Raw genomic sequence first — 19,426 nt, 5'->3', positions numbered from 1 at the left:
CCAAAAGGGGTACTGCGTATAAAGGGGGGATACCCGGCCTGCCTGTACCGAGGTCCCCAAAAGCGGCGGTGCTGCAAATAAAAGAGGGGTTCACCCGGCCTGCCTGTACCAGGGCCCCCGAAACTGGAGATGTATTGCTTATTGCAGGGGGCGTGCCAGTTTTGCAAAAGCCGTGAATACTGGGCTTTTCGGGTGATTTGGCCGGATTTTGAGGGGATTTGTGCCTTTCAGAGGTGCAGCGGGCACAGGAACGGTGCATTCAGAAGGCTGAAATGACTGGGGCCGCTTTGCGCCCCATCGCGACACAAGGCCGCTCCCACAGGATCGCATCAGCCAGGGGGCAGAGGTGATCCTGTGGGAGCGGCCTTGTGTCGCGATGGGCTGCAAAGCAGCCCCAGCAATCTAAAAAGCTAATTCAGAGCTCAGTGGTCATCACCTTCCTCATCATCCCCCCCGGCCACATTCATCCCCAGCTCCTTGATCTTGCGCGTCAGGGTATTGCGCCCCCAACCCAGCAACAGCGCAGCATCGCGACGGCGGCCGGCGGTGTGCTTGAGTGCCGTCTCGATCATGATCCGTTCAAAGCTCGGCACTGCGCTGTCCAGCAGGCTGGTCTGCCCGCGCGCCAAGGCCTGGTCGGCCCACTGGCGCAGGGCCTGCTCCCAGTTGGTTACCGGCGCGGCATCGTGTGGCAGGTTCAGCAGTTCTGGTGGCAGGTCGCCGATCAGCACTTCGCGGCTGGAGGCCATCACGGTGATCCAGCGGCAGGTGTTCTCCATCTGTCGCACATTGCCCGGCCATGGCAGGTTGCGGATGAACTCTTCAGTCTCCGGCTTGAGGATCTTCGGCTCGACTGCCAGCTCCTGGGCCGCCCGGGCAAGGAAGTGGCGGGCGAGGGCGGGGATATCCTCGCGGCGGTCGGCCAGGCGCGGAATATGGATACGGATCACGTTCAGGCGGTGGAACAAGTCCTCACGGAACTTGCCGGCCTGCACCAGTGACTCCAGGTTCTGGTGGGTGGCGGCGATGATGCGCACGTCGACCTTGACCGGCACATGGCCGCCCACGCGGTAGAACTCGCCATCGGCCAGCACACGCAGCAGGCGGGTCTGGGTGTCGGCAGGCATGTCCCCGATTTCGTCGAGAAACAGCGTGCCACCATCGGCCTGCTCGAAACGGCCGCGACGCAAGTTGGCAGCACCTGTGAAGGCGCCTTTCTCATGGCCGAACAGCTCCGACTCCATCAAGTCCTTGGGGATGGCGGCCATGTTCAGGGCAATGAACGGGGATGCTGCGCGTGGGCTGTGCCGGTGCAGGGCGTGGGCCACCAGTTCTTTGCCGGTGCCGGACTCGCCGTTGATCAGCACGGTGATGTTGGAGTGGCTGAGGCGGCCGATGGCGCGGAACACCTCCTGCATCGCCGGGGCTTCACCAATGATTTCCGGGGTGCGCGCCAGGTTCTGTGGCACATCCAGGCCTTGCTGCTCCTGGGCGTGCTGGTTGGCGCGCTTGACCAGCGATACCGCTTCGTCGACGTCGAATGGCTTGGGCAGGTACTCGAAGGCACCGCCTTGGTACGAGGCCACGGCGCTGTCCAGGTCGGAGTGGGCGGTCATGATGATGACCGGCAGGCGCGGGTGCTGCTCGCGGATCTGCGCCAGCAGGTCGAGGCCGCTGGTGCCAGGCATGCGAATGTCGGAAATGATCACGTCGGGTTGCTGACGTGCCAGGCGCCCCATGACACCGTCTGCGCTGTCGAAGCTCTGGGTGGTCATGCCTTCCTGTTGCAGGGCTTTTTCCAGGACCCAGCGGATGGAGCGATCATCGTCGACGATCCATACGGTTTCACTTCGGCTCATGAGGCGGTGGCTCCTTGTTCCAGAGGCAGGTAAATCGAGAAGGCGGTATGGCCAGCGTGGCTTTCACACTCGATCAGGCCCTGGTGCTGGCTGATGATGTTCTGGGTAATGGCCAGGCCCAGCCCGGTACCGTCCGGGCGGCCACTGACCATGGGATAGAAGAGGGTTTCCTGCAGTTCCGGCGGGATGCCCGGGCCGTTGTCGATGATCTCTACCCGCGCTACCAGGCGGTGACGCACGTGGCCGATGGTGAACTGGCGCAGGGCGCGGCTGCGCAAGGTGATGCGACCCAGGCGCAGTTCATTCTGCGAGCTGATCGCCTGCATGGCGTTGCGCACGATGTTGAGTACGGCCTGAATCATCTGTTCTCGGTCGATCAGCACGTCCGGCAGGCTTGGGTCGTAATCGCGCACCAAAGTGATGCACCCCTGGCTTTCGGCATCGACCAGGCTGCACACCCGCTCCAGCACTTCGTGAATATTGGTCATGGCCAGCGACGGCAGCTTGTTCGAGCCGAGCATGCGGTCGACCAGGTTACGCAAGCGGTCGGCCTCCTCGATGATCACATTGGTGTAGTCGCGCAGCCCTTCCTCGGGCAGTTCGCGGGCCAGTAGCTGGGCCGCTCCGCGGATGCCGCCAAGGGGGTTCTTGATTTCGTGGGCCAGGCCGCGCACCAGCATCTTGGTGGTTTCCTGCTTGCTCAGTTGGGCCTCTTCCTTGGTGATGCGCAGCAACCGGTCACGCGGGTGCACCTCGAGCAACAGCAGGGTCTGGCCTTGATGCAGTATCGGCGTTACCGCGTAGTCGACGGTGATGGTCTGCCCGGTCAGCGATGTAAGCTGCGCTTCACGCTTGGTGAACGGGTGCGCCTGCTCGACCGCCTGGCGCAGCGAACTGAGCGCCTCGGTCGATTCGGTGAACAGCTCGCTGATGAACTGCCCATGGCTGCGCTGGCCACTGACGGCCAGCAGCATTTCTGCGGCCGGGTTCATGTACTCCAGGCGCAGCTCGGCGTTGAGCAGCAACGTGGCGGTGGTCAGGTTGTCCAGAAGCAGACGGTGCTGTGCATCGCTGATGGTCATAAGGCGTCGTTGACCTCGTTTGGCGCTTGCCTGGCACTGCTTTGGTCAGGGCCGGACGCGGGGTGGATCCACTGATGCGAGACTCTGAATAAGAAAATGCAAGAAACAAACCAAAGCTCCGAAAAGAAGCGGGATTTACCGATAAAGGCCTGAATCTGCGCAAATTCGGATCAGAAAGTCTTGATGAAACGTTTAATCTGAACCAGATTGGGGAGCAATTGAGGGCATGGCATGAATTAGTGCACCAAGATAGAGCATAGCGTGGCAGGCGAATCAGTGGTGCTTCTGCAAGGTGCGCAGAAACAAAAACGGCCTCCCGAGGGAGGCCGTTTTGATCATGTCATCGGCGCGAGGCGCCAATCAGATCAGCAGCTGTAGTACAGCTCGTATTCCAGCGGGTGTACGAAGGTACGGACCTTGATTTCTTCTTCGCTCTTCAGCTCGATGAAGGCATCGATGAAGTCGTCGGAGAACACGCCGCCCTTGGTCAGGAACGCACGGCCTTTATCCAGCTCTTCCAGAGCTTCTTTCAGGCTGCCGCACACTTGCGGGATGTTCTTGGCTTCTTCTGGTGGCAGGTCGTACAGGTTCTTGTCGGCCGCGTCGCCTGGGTGAATCTTGTTCTGGATGCCGTCCAGGCCAGCCATCAGCAGGGCCGCGAACGCCAGGTACGGGTTGGCCGATGGGTCCGGGAAGCGTGCTTCGATACGGCGGGCTTTCGGGCTGCCAACGTAAGGAATACGGATCGAGGCGGAACGGTTGCGAGCCGAGTAGGCCAGCATTACCGGGGCTTCGAAGCCTGGGACCAGACGCTTGTACGAGTTGGTCGACGGGTTGGTGAAGCCGTTCAGGGCCTTACCGTGCTTGATGATACCGCCGATGAAGTACAGGGCGGTGTCGGACAGGCCGGCATAGCCTTCACCCGAGAAGGTGTTCTTGCCGTCTTTCCAGATCGACATGTGCACGTGCATGCCCGAGCCGTTGTCGCCGTACAGTGGCTTCGGCATGAAGGTGGCGGTACGGCCGTAAGCGTCGGCAACGTTGTGCACGACGTATTTCAGCGCCTGTACTTCGTCAGCCTTCTTCACCAGGGTGTTGAACTTGACGCCGATTTCGTTCTGGCCGGCAGTCGCCACTTCGTGGTGGTGAACTTCAACGGTCTGGCCCATTTCTTCCAGGGCGTTGCACATGGCAGTACGGATTTCGTGGTCGTGGTCGAACGGCGGAACCGGGAAGTAGCCGCCTTTCACGCCTGGACGGTGGCCTTTGTTGCCGCCTTCCACGTCAGCGCCGGTCATCCACGAGCCCTGCTCGGAGAAGATCTTGAACATCGAACCGGAGATGTCCGAGTGGAACTTCACTTCGTCGAAGATGAAGAACTCAGGCTCTGGGCCGGCGAATACGGTGTCACCGATGCCGGTGCTCTTCAGGTACTCTTCAGCACGCTTGGCGATGGCACGTGGGTCGCGGTCGTAGCCCTGCATGCTCGACGGGTCGACGATGTCGCAGGTGATGATCAGGGTTGGTTCTTCGGTGAACGGGTCCAGAACGGCGGTTTCGTCGACCGGCATCAGGATCATGTCGGAAGCTTCGATGCCTTTCCAGCCAGCGATGGAGGAACCGTCGAACATCTTGCCGACTTCGAAGAAGTCTTCGTCCAGCGCATCACGCGACGGCATGGTCACGTGGTGCTGAATGCCTTTGGTGTCCGTGAAACGCAGATCAATCCACTTGACGTCATGATCTTTGATGAGTTGAACCGACTTCGACATGTTGTCCTCCGGATGGTCTAGAGCGCGGTGGGCCGCTGCCCTGGAAAAAGGGTGTTGCCGGGCGCGGATAGTCGGCCAAGCTTACCTGCCTCACAAGGGAGCAAATTGCATGCCAGTGCCCGAAAATGGCGAGGGTGGGATAAAAGGGGGCGTTTGCGGGCATTTGGCGTTGGGGCAGGCAGGGAAAGTGCACTCTTAAGATGCGAATTTTGGAGGTGGCGCACCATAAGGGTGCACGCCTTGGTTTTTGTGGTGCCCGTGAGACCGAGCGCCGCCCGCGCGGCGCATCGCGAGCAAGCTCGCTCCTACGTCTGTTTCGGGCCAGTTACGCCTGTGACAGGCGCGCGCGACCGCCTTGTTTGTACGACGCAATATATTGCGCCATGCGCCAAGGCGTTCGCGCGCAAATCCCACAGGCATATAGGCCCGAAACAGACGTAGGAGCGAGCTTGCTCGCGATGCGCCGCGCGGGCGGCGCTCGATCTAACGGGCACCAAAAAATCCGGCTCTGACATTTATCTCAAAGCTTCTGATCAAAAGTTGGTCAAATCCTGAGCAATTTCCGATATAATTCGCGCCCCTCATTTTCGGCAGGCCCTGCGCGCGCTGTTAACCAATGAAACTTATCGTCAAAGTCTTCCCAGAAATCACCATCAAAAGCCGGCCGGTGCGCAAGCGCTTCATCCGCCAGCTTGGCAAGAACATCCGCAACGTGCTCAAGGATCTCGACCCTGAGCTCGCGGTCGATGGTGTCTGGGACAATCTCGAGGTGGTCACCCGCGTCGAAGACGAAAAAGTCCAGCGCGAGATGATCGAACGCCTCACCTGCACCCCGGGTATCACCCACTTCCTGCAGGTAGAGGAATACCCGCTGGGTGACTTCGACGACATCGTCGCCAAGTGCAAGCACCACTTCGGCCACCTGCTGGCCGGCAAGCACTTCGCCGTGCGCTGCAAACGCGGTGGCCACCATGATTTCACCTCGATGGACGTCGACCGTTACGTCGGCAGCCAGTTGCGCCAGCAGTGTGGCGCCGCCGGGATCGAGCTGAAAAAGCCTGAAGTGCTGGTGCGCATCGAAATCCGCGACCAGCGCCTGTACGTGATCCACAACCAGCACAATGGCATCGGCGGTTATCCGCTGGGTGCCCTGGAGCAGACTCTGGTGCTGATGTCCGGTGGTTTCGACTCCACCGTTGCGGCCTACCAGATGATGCGCCGCGGCCTGATGACCCACTTCTGCTTCTTCAACCTCGGCGGCCGTGCCCACGAGCTGGGCGTAATGGAAGTGGCCCATTACCTGTGGAAAAAATACGGCAGCAGCCAGCGCGTACTGTTCATCAGCGTGCCGTTCGAAGAAGTGGTTGGCGAGATCCTCAACAAGGTCGACAACAGCTACATGGGCGTGACCCTCAAGCGCATGATGCTGCGCGGCGCCGCCCATATGGCCGACCGCCTGCAGATTGACGCGCTGGTGACCGGCGAAGCGATTTCCCAGGTGTCCAGCCAGACCCTGCCGAACCTGTCGATCATCGACTCGGCCACCGACAAGCTGGTGCTGCGCCCGCTGCTGGCCAGCCACAAGCAGGACATCATCGACCAGGCCACCGAAATCGGCACCGCGGACTTTGCCAAGCACATGCCGGAATACTGCGGCGTGATCTCGGTAAACCCGACCACCCATGCCAAGCGTCACCGCATGGAGCACGAAGAAAAGCAGTTCGACATGGCCGTGCTGGAGCGCGCTCTTGAGCGCGCCAAGTTCATTTCCATCGATCATGTGATCGATGAGCTGGGCAAGGACATCGAAATCGAGGAAGTGGCCGAGGCGCTGCCAGGCCAGATCGTCATCGACATTCGCCACCCCGATGCCCAGGAAGACGAACCTCTGGTGCTGGAAGGTATCGAAGTCCAGGCCATGCCGTTCTACGCCATCAACAGCAAGTTCAAGCACCTGGACCCCACGCGCCAGTACTTGCTGTATTGCGACAAGGGTGTGATGAGCCGTTTGCACGCACACCATCTGCTCAGTGAGGGACATGCCAATGTGCGTGTTTATCGTCCGACATAAGACGCCGGGGCTGTATGGCGGCAGTATTCGCCATCGCCCTCCCGACCGCCGGGCCCGCTGAGCCTTAAACGGTACATATTGGCCGCCTACACTGGGCGGCAACCGAATCCTCTGATCGAGATACACTTGTGATCGAAAATCTGCGTAACATCGCCATCATCGCCCACGTTGACCATGGTAAAACCACTCTGGTCGACAAACTCCTGCGTCAGTCCGGCACTCTGGAGCGTAACGAGCTCAACGACGAGCGCGTCATGGACTCCAACGACCAGGAAAAAGAGCGCGGTATTACCATTCTGGCGAAAAACACCGCCATCAACTGGAACGGCTACCACATCAACATCGTCGACACCCCCGGCCACGCCGACTTCGGTGGCGAGGTTGAGCGTGTAATGTCGATGGTCGACTCCGTGCTGCTGCTGGTCGACGCCCAGGACGGCCCGATGCCGCAAACCCGCTTCGTGACCAAGAAGGCTTTCGAAGCCGGCCTGAAGCCAATCGTCGTGATCAACAAGGTTGACCGTCCGGGCGCACGTCCTGACTGGGTTCTGGACCAGATCTTCGACCTGTTCGACAACCTCGGTGCCACCGACGAACAGCTGGACTTCAAAGTGGTCTACGCCTCGGCCCTGAACGGCATTGCCGGCCTGGACCACACTGCCATGGCCGAAGACATGACCCCGCTGTACCAGTCGATCGTCGACAACGTACCAGCACCGTCTGTTGACCGCGACGGCCCGTTCCAGATGCAGATCTCGGCACTGGACTACAACAGCTTCCTCGGCGTTATCGGTGTTGGCCGCATCGCCCGTGGCCGCGTCAAGCCGAACACCCCGGTTGTCGCCATCGACACCAACGGCAAGAAGCGTAACGGCCGTATCCTGAAGCTGATGGGTCACCACGGTCTGCACCGCGTTGACGTCGAAGAAGCCCAGGCTGGCGATATCGTCTGCATCAGCGGTTTCGATGAGCTGTTCATCTCCGACACCCTGTGCGCCCCGGATGCGGTAGAAGCGATGAAGCCGCTGACCGTTGACGAGCCGACCGTTTCGATGACCTTCCAGGTCAACGACTCGCCGTTCTGCGGTAAAGAAGGCAAGTTCGTCACCAGCCGTAACATCAAGGACCGTCTGGACAAGGAGCTGCTGTACAACGTTGCTCTGCGCGTTCAGGAGACCGACTCCCCTGACAAGTTCAAGGTTTCGGGCCGTGGTGAGCTGCACCTGTCGGTGCTGATCGAAACCATGCGTCGTGAAGGCTTCGAAATGGCCGTGGGCCGTCCTGAAGTGATCATCCGCGAAGTCGACGGCGTGAAGCAGGAACCGTTCGAGAACGTCACCATCGACATCCCTGAAGAATCCCAGGGCAAGGTCATGGAAGAGATGGGTCTGCGTAAAGGCGACCTGACCAACATGGTTCCGGATGGCAAGGGCCGTGTTCGTCTGGAGTACAACATTCCAGCCCGTGGTCTGATCGGTTTCCGTAACCAGTTCCTGACCCTGACCAACGGTGCAGGCATCCTGACCTCGATCTTCGATCGCTACGACACCATGAAGTCGGGCCAGATGTCCGGCCGCCTCAACGGCGTACTGGTTTCGGTCGAGACCGGCAAGGCACTGACCTACTCGCTGGAAACCCTGCAGGCTCGCGGCAAGCTGTTCGTTGAACACGGCCAGGAGATCTACAACGGTCAGATCATCGGCCTGAACAGCCGTGACAACGACCTGGGCGTGAACCCGACCAAAGGCAAGAAGCTCGACAACATGCGTGCTTCGGGCAAAGACGAAGTCATCGCCCTGGTACCGCCAGTTCGCCACACCCTCGAGCAGGCCCTGGAATTCATCCAGGACGACGAGCTGTGCGAAGTGACTCCTAAGTCGATCCGTCTGCGCAAGAAGATCCTGGACGAAGGCGAGCGTACCCGCGCAGCCAAGAAAGCCAAGAACTGAGTTAGCTCAGGCTGAATGAAAACGCCCCCGGTCGAAAGGCCGGGGGCGTTTTTGTGTGCCTTGTGGAAAGCTCCAGTAGGAAGCGACTGTGTTTTGCAGGTGCTTGTTCGACGGCAAACCGAGGAGCCTTGTGACAATCAGAAGCCGTGCTTAGGTTGGCTGGCTCTTGCTTTGGAGCTTGGAACATGAATTGTCGTTACCTGTTGTTTATTCCGTGTCTCGCCGTCAGTTTTCAGGCCAGTGCCCAGCAGGCGTGTAGCGCGTTGCGACCGCAGGAAATAGCCCGCTGTCATGTCGAGAAGGTGAGACAGGCACCCTTGCAGTACCAGTTGGAGCAGAAGACACCCGCACAGGGCTATACGCTGTATCAATACCGGATGACCTCACAGACCTGGTCGCCTGAGCCCGTTGTTGAGCCCCGCCTGTGGGAGCACCGCGTCGAACTGTTCGTGCCAGACGTGGCATTGGCGGAGAAAGCGTTGGTAGTAGTCAATAACGGTGTGAGGTTTGGTGAGGAACAACAAATCCCTGACTACTCGTCCGAGGCGTTGAGTGCCATTGCCGTGCAGACACAGACTGTTGTGGCGTCGATCAGCGATGTGCCCAACCAGTATGTGACCTTCCGTGATGCACAAGCGCCGATGCGCGAGGATGATGCCGTGGCCCACACCTGGGCGCATTGGCTGCGTAACGAAGCGGCTGCCCCGGAGCTGCCGCTGCATGTGCCAATGGCCGCTGTCGCCAGCAGGGGCATGGACCTCATGGCTGACGCGTTGCCCGAGCTACGCCTCGAGCAGTTCATCATCACCGGTGCCTCGAAACGCGGTTGGAGTGCATGGCTGACGGCCATGGCCGATGATCGGGTAATTGCCATCGTGCCCAGCGTCATCGATGTTGCCGACACTTCCAGCATGCTGGAGGGCTTGCGCAAGCGGTACGGTGGTTCATGGCCATTGGCGCTTTGGCCCTATCAGGCTGCGGAGGTATTGCAGCAGTTGGGCAGCCCGGCCTTCGCTCGGTTGATGGCACTGATGGACCCGATGCAGTACCTGGATGAGCCGGGTGCTCGCCTGAAGATACCGAAATACCTGGTGTCCGCCAGCGGGGATGATTTCTTCGCCCCTGATCACGCCACGGACTACCTGCAGCGCCTGCCTGGCCAGACCAGCCTCAGGGTGCTGCCGAACTCGGACCATGGGGGCGTGCGTGCGCATGTTGTCACTACCCTCGTGCCGATGGTTCAGCGTATCCAGGCCAGCCTGCCGATGCCTCGCGTGCAAGTGGCTCCGGGCGAAGGAGCTGCGCATGTGCTGGTACGGCTTTCGGAAATGCCTGTAGCAGTGAAGGTATGGACTGCGGCTAACCCCTTGGATCGGGACTTCCGCCATGCCTGCGGGGTACGCTACACATCGCAGACGATCATCCCCAGTGAGGCGTTCAGCCTTGACTGGGCGCCGCCGGCGCAAGGCTGGCAGGCGCGGTTCGTAGAGGCGCGGTTTGCTGATGGTTTCGTTGTCACCAGCCCGGTCAGCGTTTTGCCGCAGACTTATCCTGAGCATCCACCAGCGGATCAGGGGGGTGCTTGCCGGAGCTTCCCCGCTGGCTGAAATGGGAGCGGTGGGTTCAGTGCTTCATGCCCAGCTCGGCATCGCCACAGAATCGAGCGCCGCCCGCGCGGCGCTCGATTTATGCCCCGGCGCAAGACTCAACGCCCAACCACCTTGGGCTTGTAGGCGCAATACCCCGGCCGTGGCCCGACCTTGGGGTGGTTGCGGCAGGTATCCGGGCGCTTGTCATAAATGGTGCACAGCCGGCTTTTACGATCCAGGTACATGCAGTCGTCGTTGCTCATCCGGGTCAGGGTGAAGATCCCGGACTTCTGGTTGAAGCGCTCGATGATGCCTTCTTTTTGCAGGCGCTTGGCCACGTTCTTGGGTGGTTCGTCTTTTTCGAACTCGTCGACCACGCCGATACGGATCAGATCCTTGATCTTCACCTCCACCGGCAGGGTGCAGCAGGTCGAATGGCAGCCATGGCACATGTTGCTGGTGTAGCGCTGCCAGGTCTCCAGGCGGTCGACTTCGGCCGCGGCGATCAGGGTCGTTTTCATCTTTATAGGGTGGATCACGGTCTTGGGGCGCGCGATGATACCGGAATTGTTCAATTTATGAACAACCTTTTGCCGGAATCGCAGAGTGGGCATGAAAACTGCGAACCGTAACTGTCGCTCTCTGTCGAAGGGTCTAGTCTCAACACTCTCCCTCCGCTTTCGTCAACTTGCCCGAGGATGCCGCATGTCCCAGGAACCTAAAGCACGTGACGCCGAAGTCGCGGATTTTCGCGCTGCTGTACTGAACAAGCTGACCTATGCGGTCGGCAAGGACCCCGAGCACGCCTTCGACCATGACTGGTTCGAAGCCATTGCCCTGGCCGCGCGCGATCACATGGTCGACCACTGGATGGATCACACCCGGCAGGCCTATCGGCGCAGCCAGAAGCGTGTCTACTACCTTTCCCTGGAGTTTCTCATCGGCCGCTTGCTGTACGACAGCCTGAGCAACCTGGGCCTGCTGGACGTCGCCCGCGATGCCCTGGAAGGGCTGAATGTGGACCTCGAACGCATTCGCCTGCTCGAACCGGACGCCGCGCTGGGCAATGGTGGCCTTGGCCGTCTGGCGGCGTGCTTCATGGAGAGCATGTCTACCCTGGGTATCGCTGCCCATGGTTACGGCATCCGCTACGAGCACGGGCTGTTCCGTCAGGCCGTGGTCGATGGCTGGCAGCAGGAACAGACCGAGAACTGGCTGGATTTCGGCAACCCCTGGGAGTTCGAGCGCGCCGAGGTGATCTACCCGATCAGCTTTGGCGGCAGTGTCGAAACGGTGCACGATGCAAGCGGTACCCAGCGCCAGGTATGGTGGCCGGGCGAGACGGTGCGGGCGGTGGCCTACGACACGCCGGTAGTCGGCTGGCGTGGATCCAGCGTCAACACCCTGCGCCTGTGGCGCGCGCGGGCGCTGGAAGAGCTGCACCTGGAGCGCTTCAACGCCGGTGACCATTTGGGGGCTGTGGCTGAAGTGGCGCGTGCCGAGAGCATTTCGCGTGTGCTTTACCCCGCCGACAGTACCGAGGCCGGCCAGGAACTGCGCCTTCGCCAGGAGTACTTTTTCGTCTCGGCTTCGCTGCAGGACTTGCTGCGGCGCCACCTGAACATGCACAAGGACCTGCTCAACCTGCCTGATGCAGCGGCGATCCAGCTAAACGACACCCACCCTTCGATTGCGGTGGCGGAGCTGATGCGGTTGCTGGTGGATCAGCACGAAGTGCCTTGGGAAAAGGCATGGGAGCTGACCGTCGGCACGCTCGCCTACACCAACCATACTCTGTTGCCAGAAGCCCTGGAAACCTGGCCGGTAGCGCTGATGGAGCGCATGCTGCCGCGGCACATGCAGATCATCTACCTGATCAATGCCTACCATATCGATGCGTTGCGGGCCAAAGGCCTGCACGATTTCGACGTGCTGCGCGCAGTTTCGCTGATCGAGGAAGACAACGGCCGACGGGTGCGCATGGGCAATCTGGCGTTTCTCGGCTCGCACAGCGTCAACGGCGTGTCGGCGCTGCACAGCAAGTTGATGAAGAGCACGGTGTTCTCCGAGCTGCACAAGCTCTACCCGCAACGGATCAACAACAAGACCAACGGCATTACCTTCCGCCGCTGGTTGTACCAGTCCAACCCTCAGCTGACCGAGATGCTGGTCGAGGCGCTTGGGCCGGAACTCAAGGACGACCCGCAGACGCTTCTGGCGGGCCTGGTGCCGTTCGCCGACAAACCCGGTTTCCGCAAGCAGTTCGCTGCCCAGCGGCTGCACAGCAAGCGTGCCCTGGCCAGCATCATTCAGGATCGCATCGGCGTCACGGTCAACCCCGAGGCGCTATTCGACGTTCAGGTTAAACGTATTCACGAATACAAGCGCCAGTTGCTCAACCTGATGCACACCGTTGCACTGTACCAGGCCATACGCAACGAACCTGGCACCAACTGGGTGCCGCGGGTGAAGATCTTCGCTGGCAAGGCTGCGGCCAGTTACCATCAGGCCAAACTGATCATCAAACTGGCCAACGACATCGCCCGGGTGGTGAACAACGACCCGACAGTGCGCGGCCTGCTGAAGGTGGTGTTCCTGCCCAACTACAACGTCAGCCTGGCCGAGAGCATCATCCCGGCGGCGGACCTTTCCGAGCAGATATCCACCGCGGGTTACGAAGCTTCCGGTACCAGCAACATGAAGTTCGGCCTCAATGGTGCGTTGACCATTGGCACCCTGGATGGCGCCAACGTGGAGATGTGCGAACAGGTGGGGGCCGACAACATGTTCATCTTTGGCCTGACCTCGCAGCAGGTTGAAGCGCGCAAGCGTGCCGGTGATTTTGGCGCAAATGCTGCCATAGCCGCTTCCAACCGCTTGACCGATGTGTTGCAGGCCATTCGTAGTGGTGTGTTCTCGCCAGACGACCCTTCCCGGTACACCGGGTTGATCGACGGCCTGGTGGCCTATGATCGCTTCCTGGTGTGTGCCGATTTCGATGACTACTGGGATGCTCAGCGCCGGGTCGAGGATCTGTGGCACACACCGCAGGAGTGGTGGCGCAAGGCGGTGCTCAATACCGCGCGGATGGGCTGGTTCTCGTCGGACCGCACCATTCGCGAATATGCCACCGAGATCTGGAAGGCATTGGATTGAGGTGAGGCCGTTCGCGGGCACGCCCGCTCCCACAGGTGTCTCGCAAGCTTCAAGGCTTGCGCTGTACCTGTGGGAGCGAGCGCGCCCGCGAATGGACACACAACCAGACCACCGGCCTGGCGAAGGCTGAACTACCGACCTATTGTGCCGTCTGAGAGCCGTGGCGAGTCTCATCACTCGCTAGCCCGTCACTCTCCCTGTAAACTGCGTGGGTTTTTCATCCCCCCAATCCGTTCGGAGCCATACATGTCCCGCGTTACCCTGAGTCGCTATCTGATTGAGCAGACCCGCAGCAACAATACCCCTGCCGATCTGCGCTTCCTGATCGAAGTGGTAGCGCGTGCGTGCAAGGAAATCAGCCACCACGTGTCCAAAGGCGCCCTCGGTGGTGTGCTGGGCAGCATGGGCACTGAAAACGTGCAGGGCGAGGTCCAGAAGAAACTGGACGTGATTTCCAACGATATCCTGCTGGAAGCCAACGAGTGGGGCGGTCACCTGGCTGGCATGGCTTCCGAAGAAATGGACAACGCGTACCAGATCCCGGGCAGGTACCCGAAAGGCGCCTACCTGCTGGTCTTCGACCCGCTGGACGGTTCGTCGAACATCGACGTCAACGTGTCGGTCGGTACCATCTTCTCGGTTCTGCGTTGCCCTAACCAGTACCTGAGCCAGAACGAAAGCCTCAACGAAGAAGCGTTCCTGCAGCCAGGTACCGAGCAGGTTGCTGCCGGTTATGCCATCTACGGCCCGCAGACCATGCTGATCCTGACCCTGGGCAACGGCGTCAAGGGCTTCACCCTGGATCGCGAACTGGGCAGCTTCGTGCTGACCCACGAAAACATCCGCGTACCGGAGACCACCGCCGAGTTCGCCATCAACATGTCCAACCAGCGTCACTGGGAAGCCCCGGTACAGCGCTATGTGGGCGAACTGCTGGCAGGCGAGACCGGCCCGCTGAAGAAGAACTACAACATGCGCTGGATCGCCTCGATGGTGGCCGACGTGCACCGCATCCTGACCCGTGGCGGCCTGTTCATGTACCCACGTGACGCCCGCGAACCAAGCAAGCCGGGCAAGCTGCGCCTGATGTACGAAGCCAACCCGATGTCGTTCATCATCGAACAGGCCGGTGGCGCTTCCACCAACGGTTACGATCGCATCCTCGACATCAAGCCAGAAAGCCTGCACCAGCGCGTGTCGGTGATTCTCGGCTCGAAGGAAGAGGTCGAGCGCGTCACCGCTTACCACAAGGAGTAAGTCATGCTCGCACCTTGGCAGCCGTTGCTGGAATGGTGGTTCGGTTGGGGCACCAGTGCCCAGGCCGTGGCTGACGAGAAGAGCACGCTGTGGTTCGGCAAGCATTACGATGCCGACGCCCATGCGCTGTTTGGCGACCTGGTCGAGCACGCCCTGGCGGGTGGGCTCGAAGAGTGGCAGCAAACCCCGCAGGGCTGGCTGGGCCTGCTGATTTTGCTCGACCAGCTGCCACGCATGATCTACCGCGACACGCCGCGTGCCTTCGACGGCGACCGGCGTGCCCAGGTAGTCGCCATGCAGGGGCTGCAGAAGGGCTGGGACTACCAGCTGCTGCCGATCCAGCGCGTGTTCGTGCTGCTGGTACTGGAGCATGCCGAAGTGCTGGACTGGCAGAACCTGTGCGTGGAGCGTTATCGAATGCTGCTGGACGAACAGCCCGAGGCCAACCGCCGGCTGTTCGAAGGCTTCCTCGACTATGCCGAGCAGCACCAGCGGGTAATTGCCCGCTTCGGGCGCTTCCCGCACCGCAACCTGGTGCTGGAGCGGCCGAGCACCAGCGAAGAGATGGACTTTTTGCTGGAGCCTGGGTCCCGGTTCTGAGGCCCAAGGGGCCTGCTGTGCAGGCATCGCGACGCAAGGCCGCTCCCATTGGGGGCGGCCTTTTTTATTGGGCGCATGATTAATGCTTTGTGATTAATCGCACAGTAGTGGCCATCCGACCAATGGTGTAGGGACATAGGGGGTGGGGCAGGGAACCTGGGAGGGATTTTCACGTCGAAGGTCACTGCAGGCCACTCGCCTGTATCATCTTTCAGGAGTGTCCCTTCATGTCGTTGCGTTCCCTCGCCCTGTTGTCGCTGTGCGTCGTGCTGACTGCCTGCAGCAAGATCAATCAGGAAAACTATTCCAAGATCAAGGCCGGTATGAACAAGGCCGAGGTCGAGCAGTTGCTCGGCACGCCGACCGAGTGTTCTGGCGCGTTGGGCATGAGCAGCTGCACCTGGGGGGACGAGAAGAGCTTCATCAGCGTGCAGTACGCAGCTGACAAGGTGCTGATGTATTCCGGGCAGGGCCTCAAATGAGGCGTGCGTACCTGCTGATGGGGGTATGCCTGGCGTTGCTGCTGGGCGGTTGTGCAGGTTCCGTGCACGACCCGCTGGCGCCGAAAACCGCCGGCCATGTCGACCTCAAGCGCTACCAGGGCAAATGGTACGAGCTGGCGCGCCTGCCCATGCGCTTCCAGGAAGGCTGCGAGCAGTCCGAGGCCCATTACAACCTCAGGCCTGATGGCAGTTATGGCGTGCTCAACCGCTGCCGCACCATGGGTGATGAATGGCTTCGCGCCGAAGGGCATGCGAATATCCAGGAGCCGGGGCACACCGACAAGCTGTGGGTCGAGTTCGATAACTGGTTCACCAGGCTGGTGCCAGGCGTGGCGCGGGGTGAGTACTGGATTCTTTATGTGGACGACCACTACCGCACGGCCATCGTCGGCAGCCCGGACCGCAAGTACCTTTGGATTCTGTCGCGCACACCGACACTGCCGGCCTGGGAGCGTGAGAACCTGCTGTCCAGGGCGCGGCAGCAGGGGTATGACACCAGCCGCTTGATCTGGCGGGCGTCCGATCAGCAAATAGTAAAAATGCACTGAGTTTTTTGGGGTTGCGTTGCAACCCTTCGCGGGCTTGCACGCGAAGGGCTGCAACGCAGCCCCGGTACGCTCAGCCCAAAAGCTGGCGCAACACCTTGGCAAACGCCCGCCCGCTTTCTTCTTCCTGGGCATGCCGCCCCTGGCGCACCACCCATTGCCCATTCACCATCACATCGCGCACCTGGCGATCGCCACCGGCAAACAGCCAACGGTTGAGAATGGCATCACCCTCCGCCATGGCGATGTAGGGGTCCTGCCCATCGAGCACCAGCCAGTCGGCACGCTTGCCCACCGCCAACTCGCCGATCGCCTGCCCCAGCGCCTGCGCACCACCGCTCAGCGCCGCGTCATACAGCGTGCGCCCGACCATCGGCTGGTCGCCGCGATACAGGCGGTTGCGTCGCTGGTCCCGCAGGCGCTGGCCATATTCCAGCCAGCGCAGCTCCTCCACCACGCTTAACGACACATGGCTGTCCGAACCAATGCCCATGCGCCCGCCCTGTGCCAGGAAATCCACTGCCGGGAAGATCCCATCGCCCAGGTTGGCTTCGGTGGTCAGGCACAACCCGGCGACCGCGCCGCTGCGGGCCATGGCAGTCACTTCGTCCGGTTCGGCATGGGTAGCGTGTACCAGGCACCAGCGGCGGTCCACGTCCACGTGCTCGTACAGCCACTGCAGCGGGCGCAGGCCGCTCCAGGCCAGGCAGTCGTCGACTTCCTTCTGCTGTTCGGCGATGTGGATATGCACCGGGCACTGCCTGTCGCTGGCCGCCAGCACTTCGGCGATCTGCCCAGGCCTCACCGCCCGCAGCGAGTGGAAGCACAGGCCCAGGTGCTGCGCGGGTTGCGCGGCCAGCAACGGGAAGAGTTGCGCTTGCAGTTGCAGGTACTGTTCAGTGGAGTTGATGAAGCGCCGCTGCCCGTCGTTCGGCGCCTGGCCGCCAAAGCCTGCATGGCTGTACAGCACCGGTAGCAAGGTCAGGCCGATGCCGCTGTCGGCTGCAGCCGCGCTAATGCGTCGCGACAGCTCGGCCGGGTCGGCGTAAGGCTTGCCGGCCTGGTCGTGGTGCACGTAATGGAATTCGGCCACTGAGGTGTAGCCGGCCTTGAGCATCTCGATGTACAGCTGGCGGGCGATGACCTGAAGCTGCTCTGGGCTGATCTGCCCGACCAGGCGGTACATCAGGTCTCGCCAGGTCCAGAAACTGTCGTTGGGGTTGCCGGCGACTTCCGCCAGGCCTGCCATGGCGCGCTGGAAGGCATGCGAGTGCAGGTTGGGCATGCCGGGCAGCAGCGGGCCGGCCAGGCGCTCGGCGTCTTCGGCCGAAGCGCCAGGCTCGATGCTGGCCACACGGCCATCGCTGGCGACCTCGATACGCACATGGCTGGCCCAACCCGTAGGTAGCAGGGCGCGTTCGGCGAAGTAGGCTGACATCGGTGGAATCCTGTTATTGTTAACTTGTATATACATATACAGGCGTTTGCCTGCCGGGTAAACTGCGGCAAGCTACCGCTCATTTCATTTGCACAAGGATCCATCGCCGTGCCGACACCTCCTGTCTCCGTGCTGGTTGCCCAGATGGGCGAGGGCCCGGCGCCGCTCTACGCCCGGGTCAAACAGATGATCATCCAGCAGATCGACAACGGCAGCTGGCCACCGCATCACCGGGTACCCTCCGAGAGCGAGCTGGTCAACGAGCTGGGCTTCAGCCGCATGACCATCAACCGCGCCCTGCGTGAACTCACCGCAGAAGGCCTGCTGGTGCGCATGCAAGGGGTCGGCACCTTCGTGGCCGAGCCCAAGGGCCGTTCGGCGCTGTTCGAGGTCAACAACATTGCCGACGAAATTGCCGCGCGCGGACACCAGCATAGCTGCCAGGTGATCACGCTTGCCGAAGAAGCGGCCGGCTCCGAACGGGCGCTGGCGCTGGACATGCGTGAAGGTCAGCGCGTGTTCCATTCGCTGATCGTGCATTTCGAGAACGGCGTGCCAGTGCAGATCGAGGACCGTTACGTCAACGCGGCCATTGCGCCCGATTACCTCAAGCAGGACTTCACCCGGCAGACGCCTTACGCCTACCTGTCCCAGGTGGCGCCGCTGACGGAGGGCGAGCATGTGGTCGAGGCAATCCTGGCCGAGCCGGAAGAATGCACCCTGTTGCAGATCGACCGGGGCGAGCCTTGCCTGCTGATTCGTCGTCGCACCTGGTCCGGCCGCCAGCCGGTGACCGCTGCACGGCTGATCCACCCCGGTTCCCGTCATCGCCTGGAAGGACGTTTCAGCAAATGAGTCAGCTGCAATTGTTGCGTGCGCACGATTACCCGCGCATGCCTTGGAAGAACGGTGGTGGTTTCACCGAAGAGATCACCCGCGACAGTGGCGAGGGTCTGGACGGTTTTGGTTGGCGTCTGTCGATTGCCGACATCGAAGAGTCGGGGGGCTTTTCCACCTTCGCCGGCTACCAGCGGATCATCACCGTGCTGCAGGGCGACGGCATGCGCCTGCTGGTCGATGGCCAGGCCAGTCGGCCATTGCTGGCGTTCGATGCGTTTGCGTTCAGCGGCGAGAGCCAGGTCAGCTGCAAGTTGCTGGGCGGGGCGATCCGCGATTTCAACCTGATCTATGCACCGCAGCGATATCGGGCGCGGCTGCAGTGGCTGGATGGCACCAGCCGGGTGTACAGCTCGGCGTCGACGGTGTTGTTGTTTGCTGCCAGCAGCCTGGTCGAAGTCACTATTTCCGGGCGCGAGACGCAGCGGTTGGGGTTGTTCGACTGCTTGCGGCTGGAAGGCAATGATGAATTGCTGGGGCTGGAGGTTCAGGGGCGGTTCTGCCTGATCGAACTTGATGGGCGCTGAAGGTTCGGCTGTAGATTTTTGGCGCCTGTGAGATCGAGCGCCGCGCGGGCGGCGCTCGATCTATACCCCAACATAAATCTCAAGCCAGGAACGGCAAGGTCCGATTATTTTGGTTGTCCATGCTTGTACATACAAGTAAAGGTGTGTTTGTATATTGACCACGACATACCCGCCCGCGGAC

The 19,426-nt window shown here is 61.1% G+C and carries 15 protein-coding genes; 10 read left to right on the top strand and 5 right to left on the bottom strand.

All coding sequences use genetic code 11. The features are described 5' to 3' along the window. Positions 1-422: 422 nt before the first annotated feature. The 3 genes from ntrC to glnA all read right to left on the bottom strand — a co-directional run bounded on the left by ntrC (position 423) and on the right by glnA (position 4,713). Positions 423-1,859 carry a nitrogen regulation protein NR(I) gene (gene ntrC, locus ACF8O8_RS07300; RefSeq protein ID WP_010955601.1) on the bottom strand — a complete coding sequence of 479 codons (1,437 nt, stop codon included), beginning with the start codon at positions 1,857-1,859 and terminating at the stop codon, positions 423-425. Continuing rightward, complete coding sequence (gene glnL / locus ACF8O8_RS07295) at positions 1,856-2,941, bottom strand: nitrogen regulation protein NR(II) (RefSeq protein WP_010955600.1); 1,086 nt, start codon at positions 2,939-2,941, stop codon at positions 1,856-1,858. Before glnL ends, ntrC begins: the two co-directional genes overlap by 4 nt. Before the next feature lie 365 nt (positions 2,942-3,306). Next, positions 3,307-4,713, bottom strand: a complete 1,407-nt coding sequence (gene glnA / locus ACF8O8_RS07290) for a type I glutamate--ammonia ligase (RefSeq protein WP_003249219.1) — start codon at positions 4,711-4,713, stop codon at positions 3,307-3,309. 616 nt (positions 4,714-5,329) lie between these two features. Here glnA and thiI point away from each other — a divergent pair. The 3 genes from thiI (at position 5,330) to ACF8O8_RS07275 (ending at position 10,340) form a co-directional block, all read left to right on the top strand. After that, the gene (gene thiI, locus ACF8O8_RS07285; RefSeq protein WP_003249221.1) at positions 5,330-6,784 is read left to right on the top strand and encodes a tRNA uracil 4-sulfurtransferase ThiI; all 1,455 of its coding nucleotides are present in this window, start codon (positions 5,330-5,332) and stop codon (positions 6,782-6,784) included. A 128-nt stretch (positions 6,785-6,912) separates the two neighbouring features. Further along, on the top strand, positions 6,913-8,733 hold the full coding sequence (typA, locus tag ACF8O8_RS07280; protein WP_010955599.1) for a translational GTPase TypA: 1,821 nt from the start codon (positions 6,913-6,915) through the stop codon (positions 8,731-8,733). A 185-nt stretch (positions 8,734-8,918) separates the two neighbouring features. Next, complete coding sequence (locus ACF8O8_RS07275) at positions 8,919-10,340, top strand: PhoPQ-activated pathogenicity-related family protein (protein ID WP_392509445.1); 1,422 nt, start codon at positions 8,919-8,921, stop codon at positions 10,338-10,340. 98 nt (positions 10,341-10,438) lie between these two features. On the opposite strand, the gene ACF8O8_RS07270 is transcribed toward ACF8O8_RS07275, so the two are convergent. After that, the gene (locus tag ACF8O8_RS07270; RefSeq protein WP_003249225.1) at positions 10,439-10,843 is read right to left on the bottom strand and encodes a YkgJ family cysteine cluster protein; all 405 of its coding nucleotides are present in this window, start codon (positions 10,841-10,843) and stop codon (positions 10,439-10,441) included. A gap of 184 nt (positions 10,844-11,027) precedes the next feature. Here ACF8O8_RS07270 and ACF8O8_RS07265 point away from each other — a divergent pair, with 184 nt between their 5' ends. The 5 genes from ACF8O8_RS07265 to ACF8O8_RS07245 all read left to right on the top strand — a co-directional run bounded on the left by ACF8O8_RS07265 (position 11,028) and on the right by ACF8O8_RS07245 (position 16,386). Further along, positions 11,028-13,478 (top strand): glycogen/starch/alpha-glucan phosphorylase, encoded by a 2,451-nt coding sequence (locus ACF8O8_RS07265; protein WP_392509444.1) that lies wholly within the window; start codon positions 11,028-11,030, stop codon positions 13,476-13,478. A 246-nt stretch (positions 13,479-13,724) separates the two neighbouring features. After that, entirely contained in the window at positions 13,725-14,735 is a 1,011-nt protein-coding gene (locus tag ACF8O8_RS07260; RefSeq protein ID WP_010955595.1) for a class 1 fructose-bisphosphatase, read from the top strand. Positions 14,736-14,738: 3 nt separating this feature from the next. Next, positions 14,739-15,335: a DUF924 family protein gene (locus ACF8O8_RS07255; protein WP_104886960.1), complete on the top strand. Its 597-nt coding sequence runs from the start codon at positions 14,739-14,741 to the stop codon at positions 15,333-15,335. A 227-nt stretch (positions 15,336-15,562) separates the two neighbouring features. Then, on the top strand, positions 15,563-15,817 hold the full coding sequence (gene bamE, locus ACF8O8_RS07250) for an outer membrane protein assembly factor BamE (RefSeq protein ID WP_003249234.1): 255 nt from the start codon (positions 15,563-15,565) through the stop codon (positions 15,815-15,817). Beyond that, positions 15,814-16,386 carry a lipocalin family protein gene (locus tag ACF8O8_RS07245; protein WP_004576931.1) on the top strand — a complete coding sequence of 191 codons (573 nt, stop codon included), beginning with the start codon at positions 15,814-15,816 and terminating at the stop codon, positions 16,384-16,386. The genes bamE and ACF8O8_RS07245 overlap by 4 nt, the downstream gene beginning before the upstream one ends. Before the next feature lie 70 nt (positions 16,387-16,456). Here the strand turns inward: ACF8O8_RS07245 and ACF8O8_RS07240 are convergent, their stop codons facing one another. Then, positions 16,457-17,821 carry a formimidoylglutamate deiminase gene (locus ACF8O8_RS07240; RefSeq protein ID WP_392509443.1) on the bottom strand — a complete coding sequence of 455 codons (1,365 nt, stop codon included), beginning with the start codon at positions 17,819-17,821 and terminating at the stop codon, positions 16,457-16,459. 144 nt (positions 17,822-17,965) lie between these two features. On the opposite strand from ACF8O8_RS07240, the gene hutC reads away from it, so the two are divergent. Further along, complete coding sequence (hutC, locus tag ACF8O8_RS07235) at positions 17,966-18,676, top strand: histidine utilization repressor (protein WP_172830964.1); 711 nt, start codon at positions 17,966-17,968, stop codon at positions 18,674-18,676. Further along, positions 18,673-19,245, top strand: a complete 573-nt coding sequence (locus tag ACF8O8_RS07230) for a HutD family protein (RefSeq protein ID WP_350298483.1) — start codon at positions 18,673-18,675, stop codon at positions 19,243-19,245. The genes hutC and ACF8O8_RS07230 overlap by 4 nt, the downstream gene beginning before the upstream one ends. The last annotated feature ends 181 nt before the right edge of the window (positions 19,246-19,426 follow it).

The sequence above is a fragment of the Pseudomonas sp. TYF_14 genome (assembly GCF_043105275.1).
GTDB lineage: Bacteria > Pseudomonadota > Gammaproteobacteria > Pseudomonadales > Pseudomonadaceae > Aquipseudomonas > Aquipseudomonas alloputida.
This window is presented reverse-complemented; position numbering and strand designations above follow the sequence as displayed.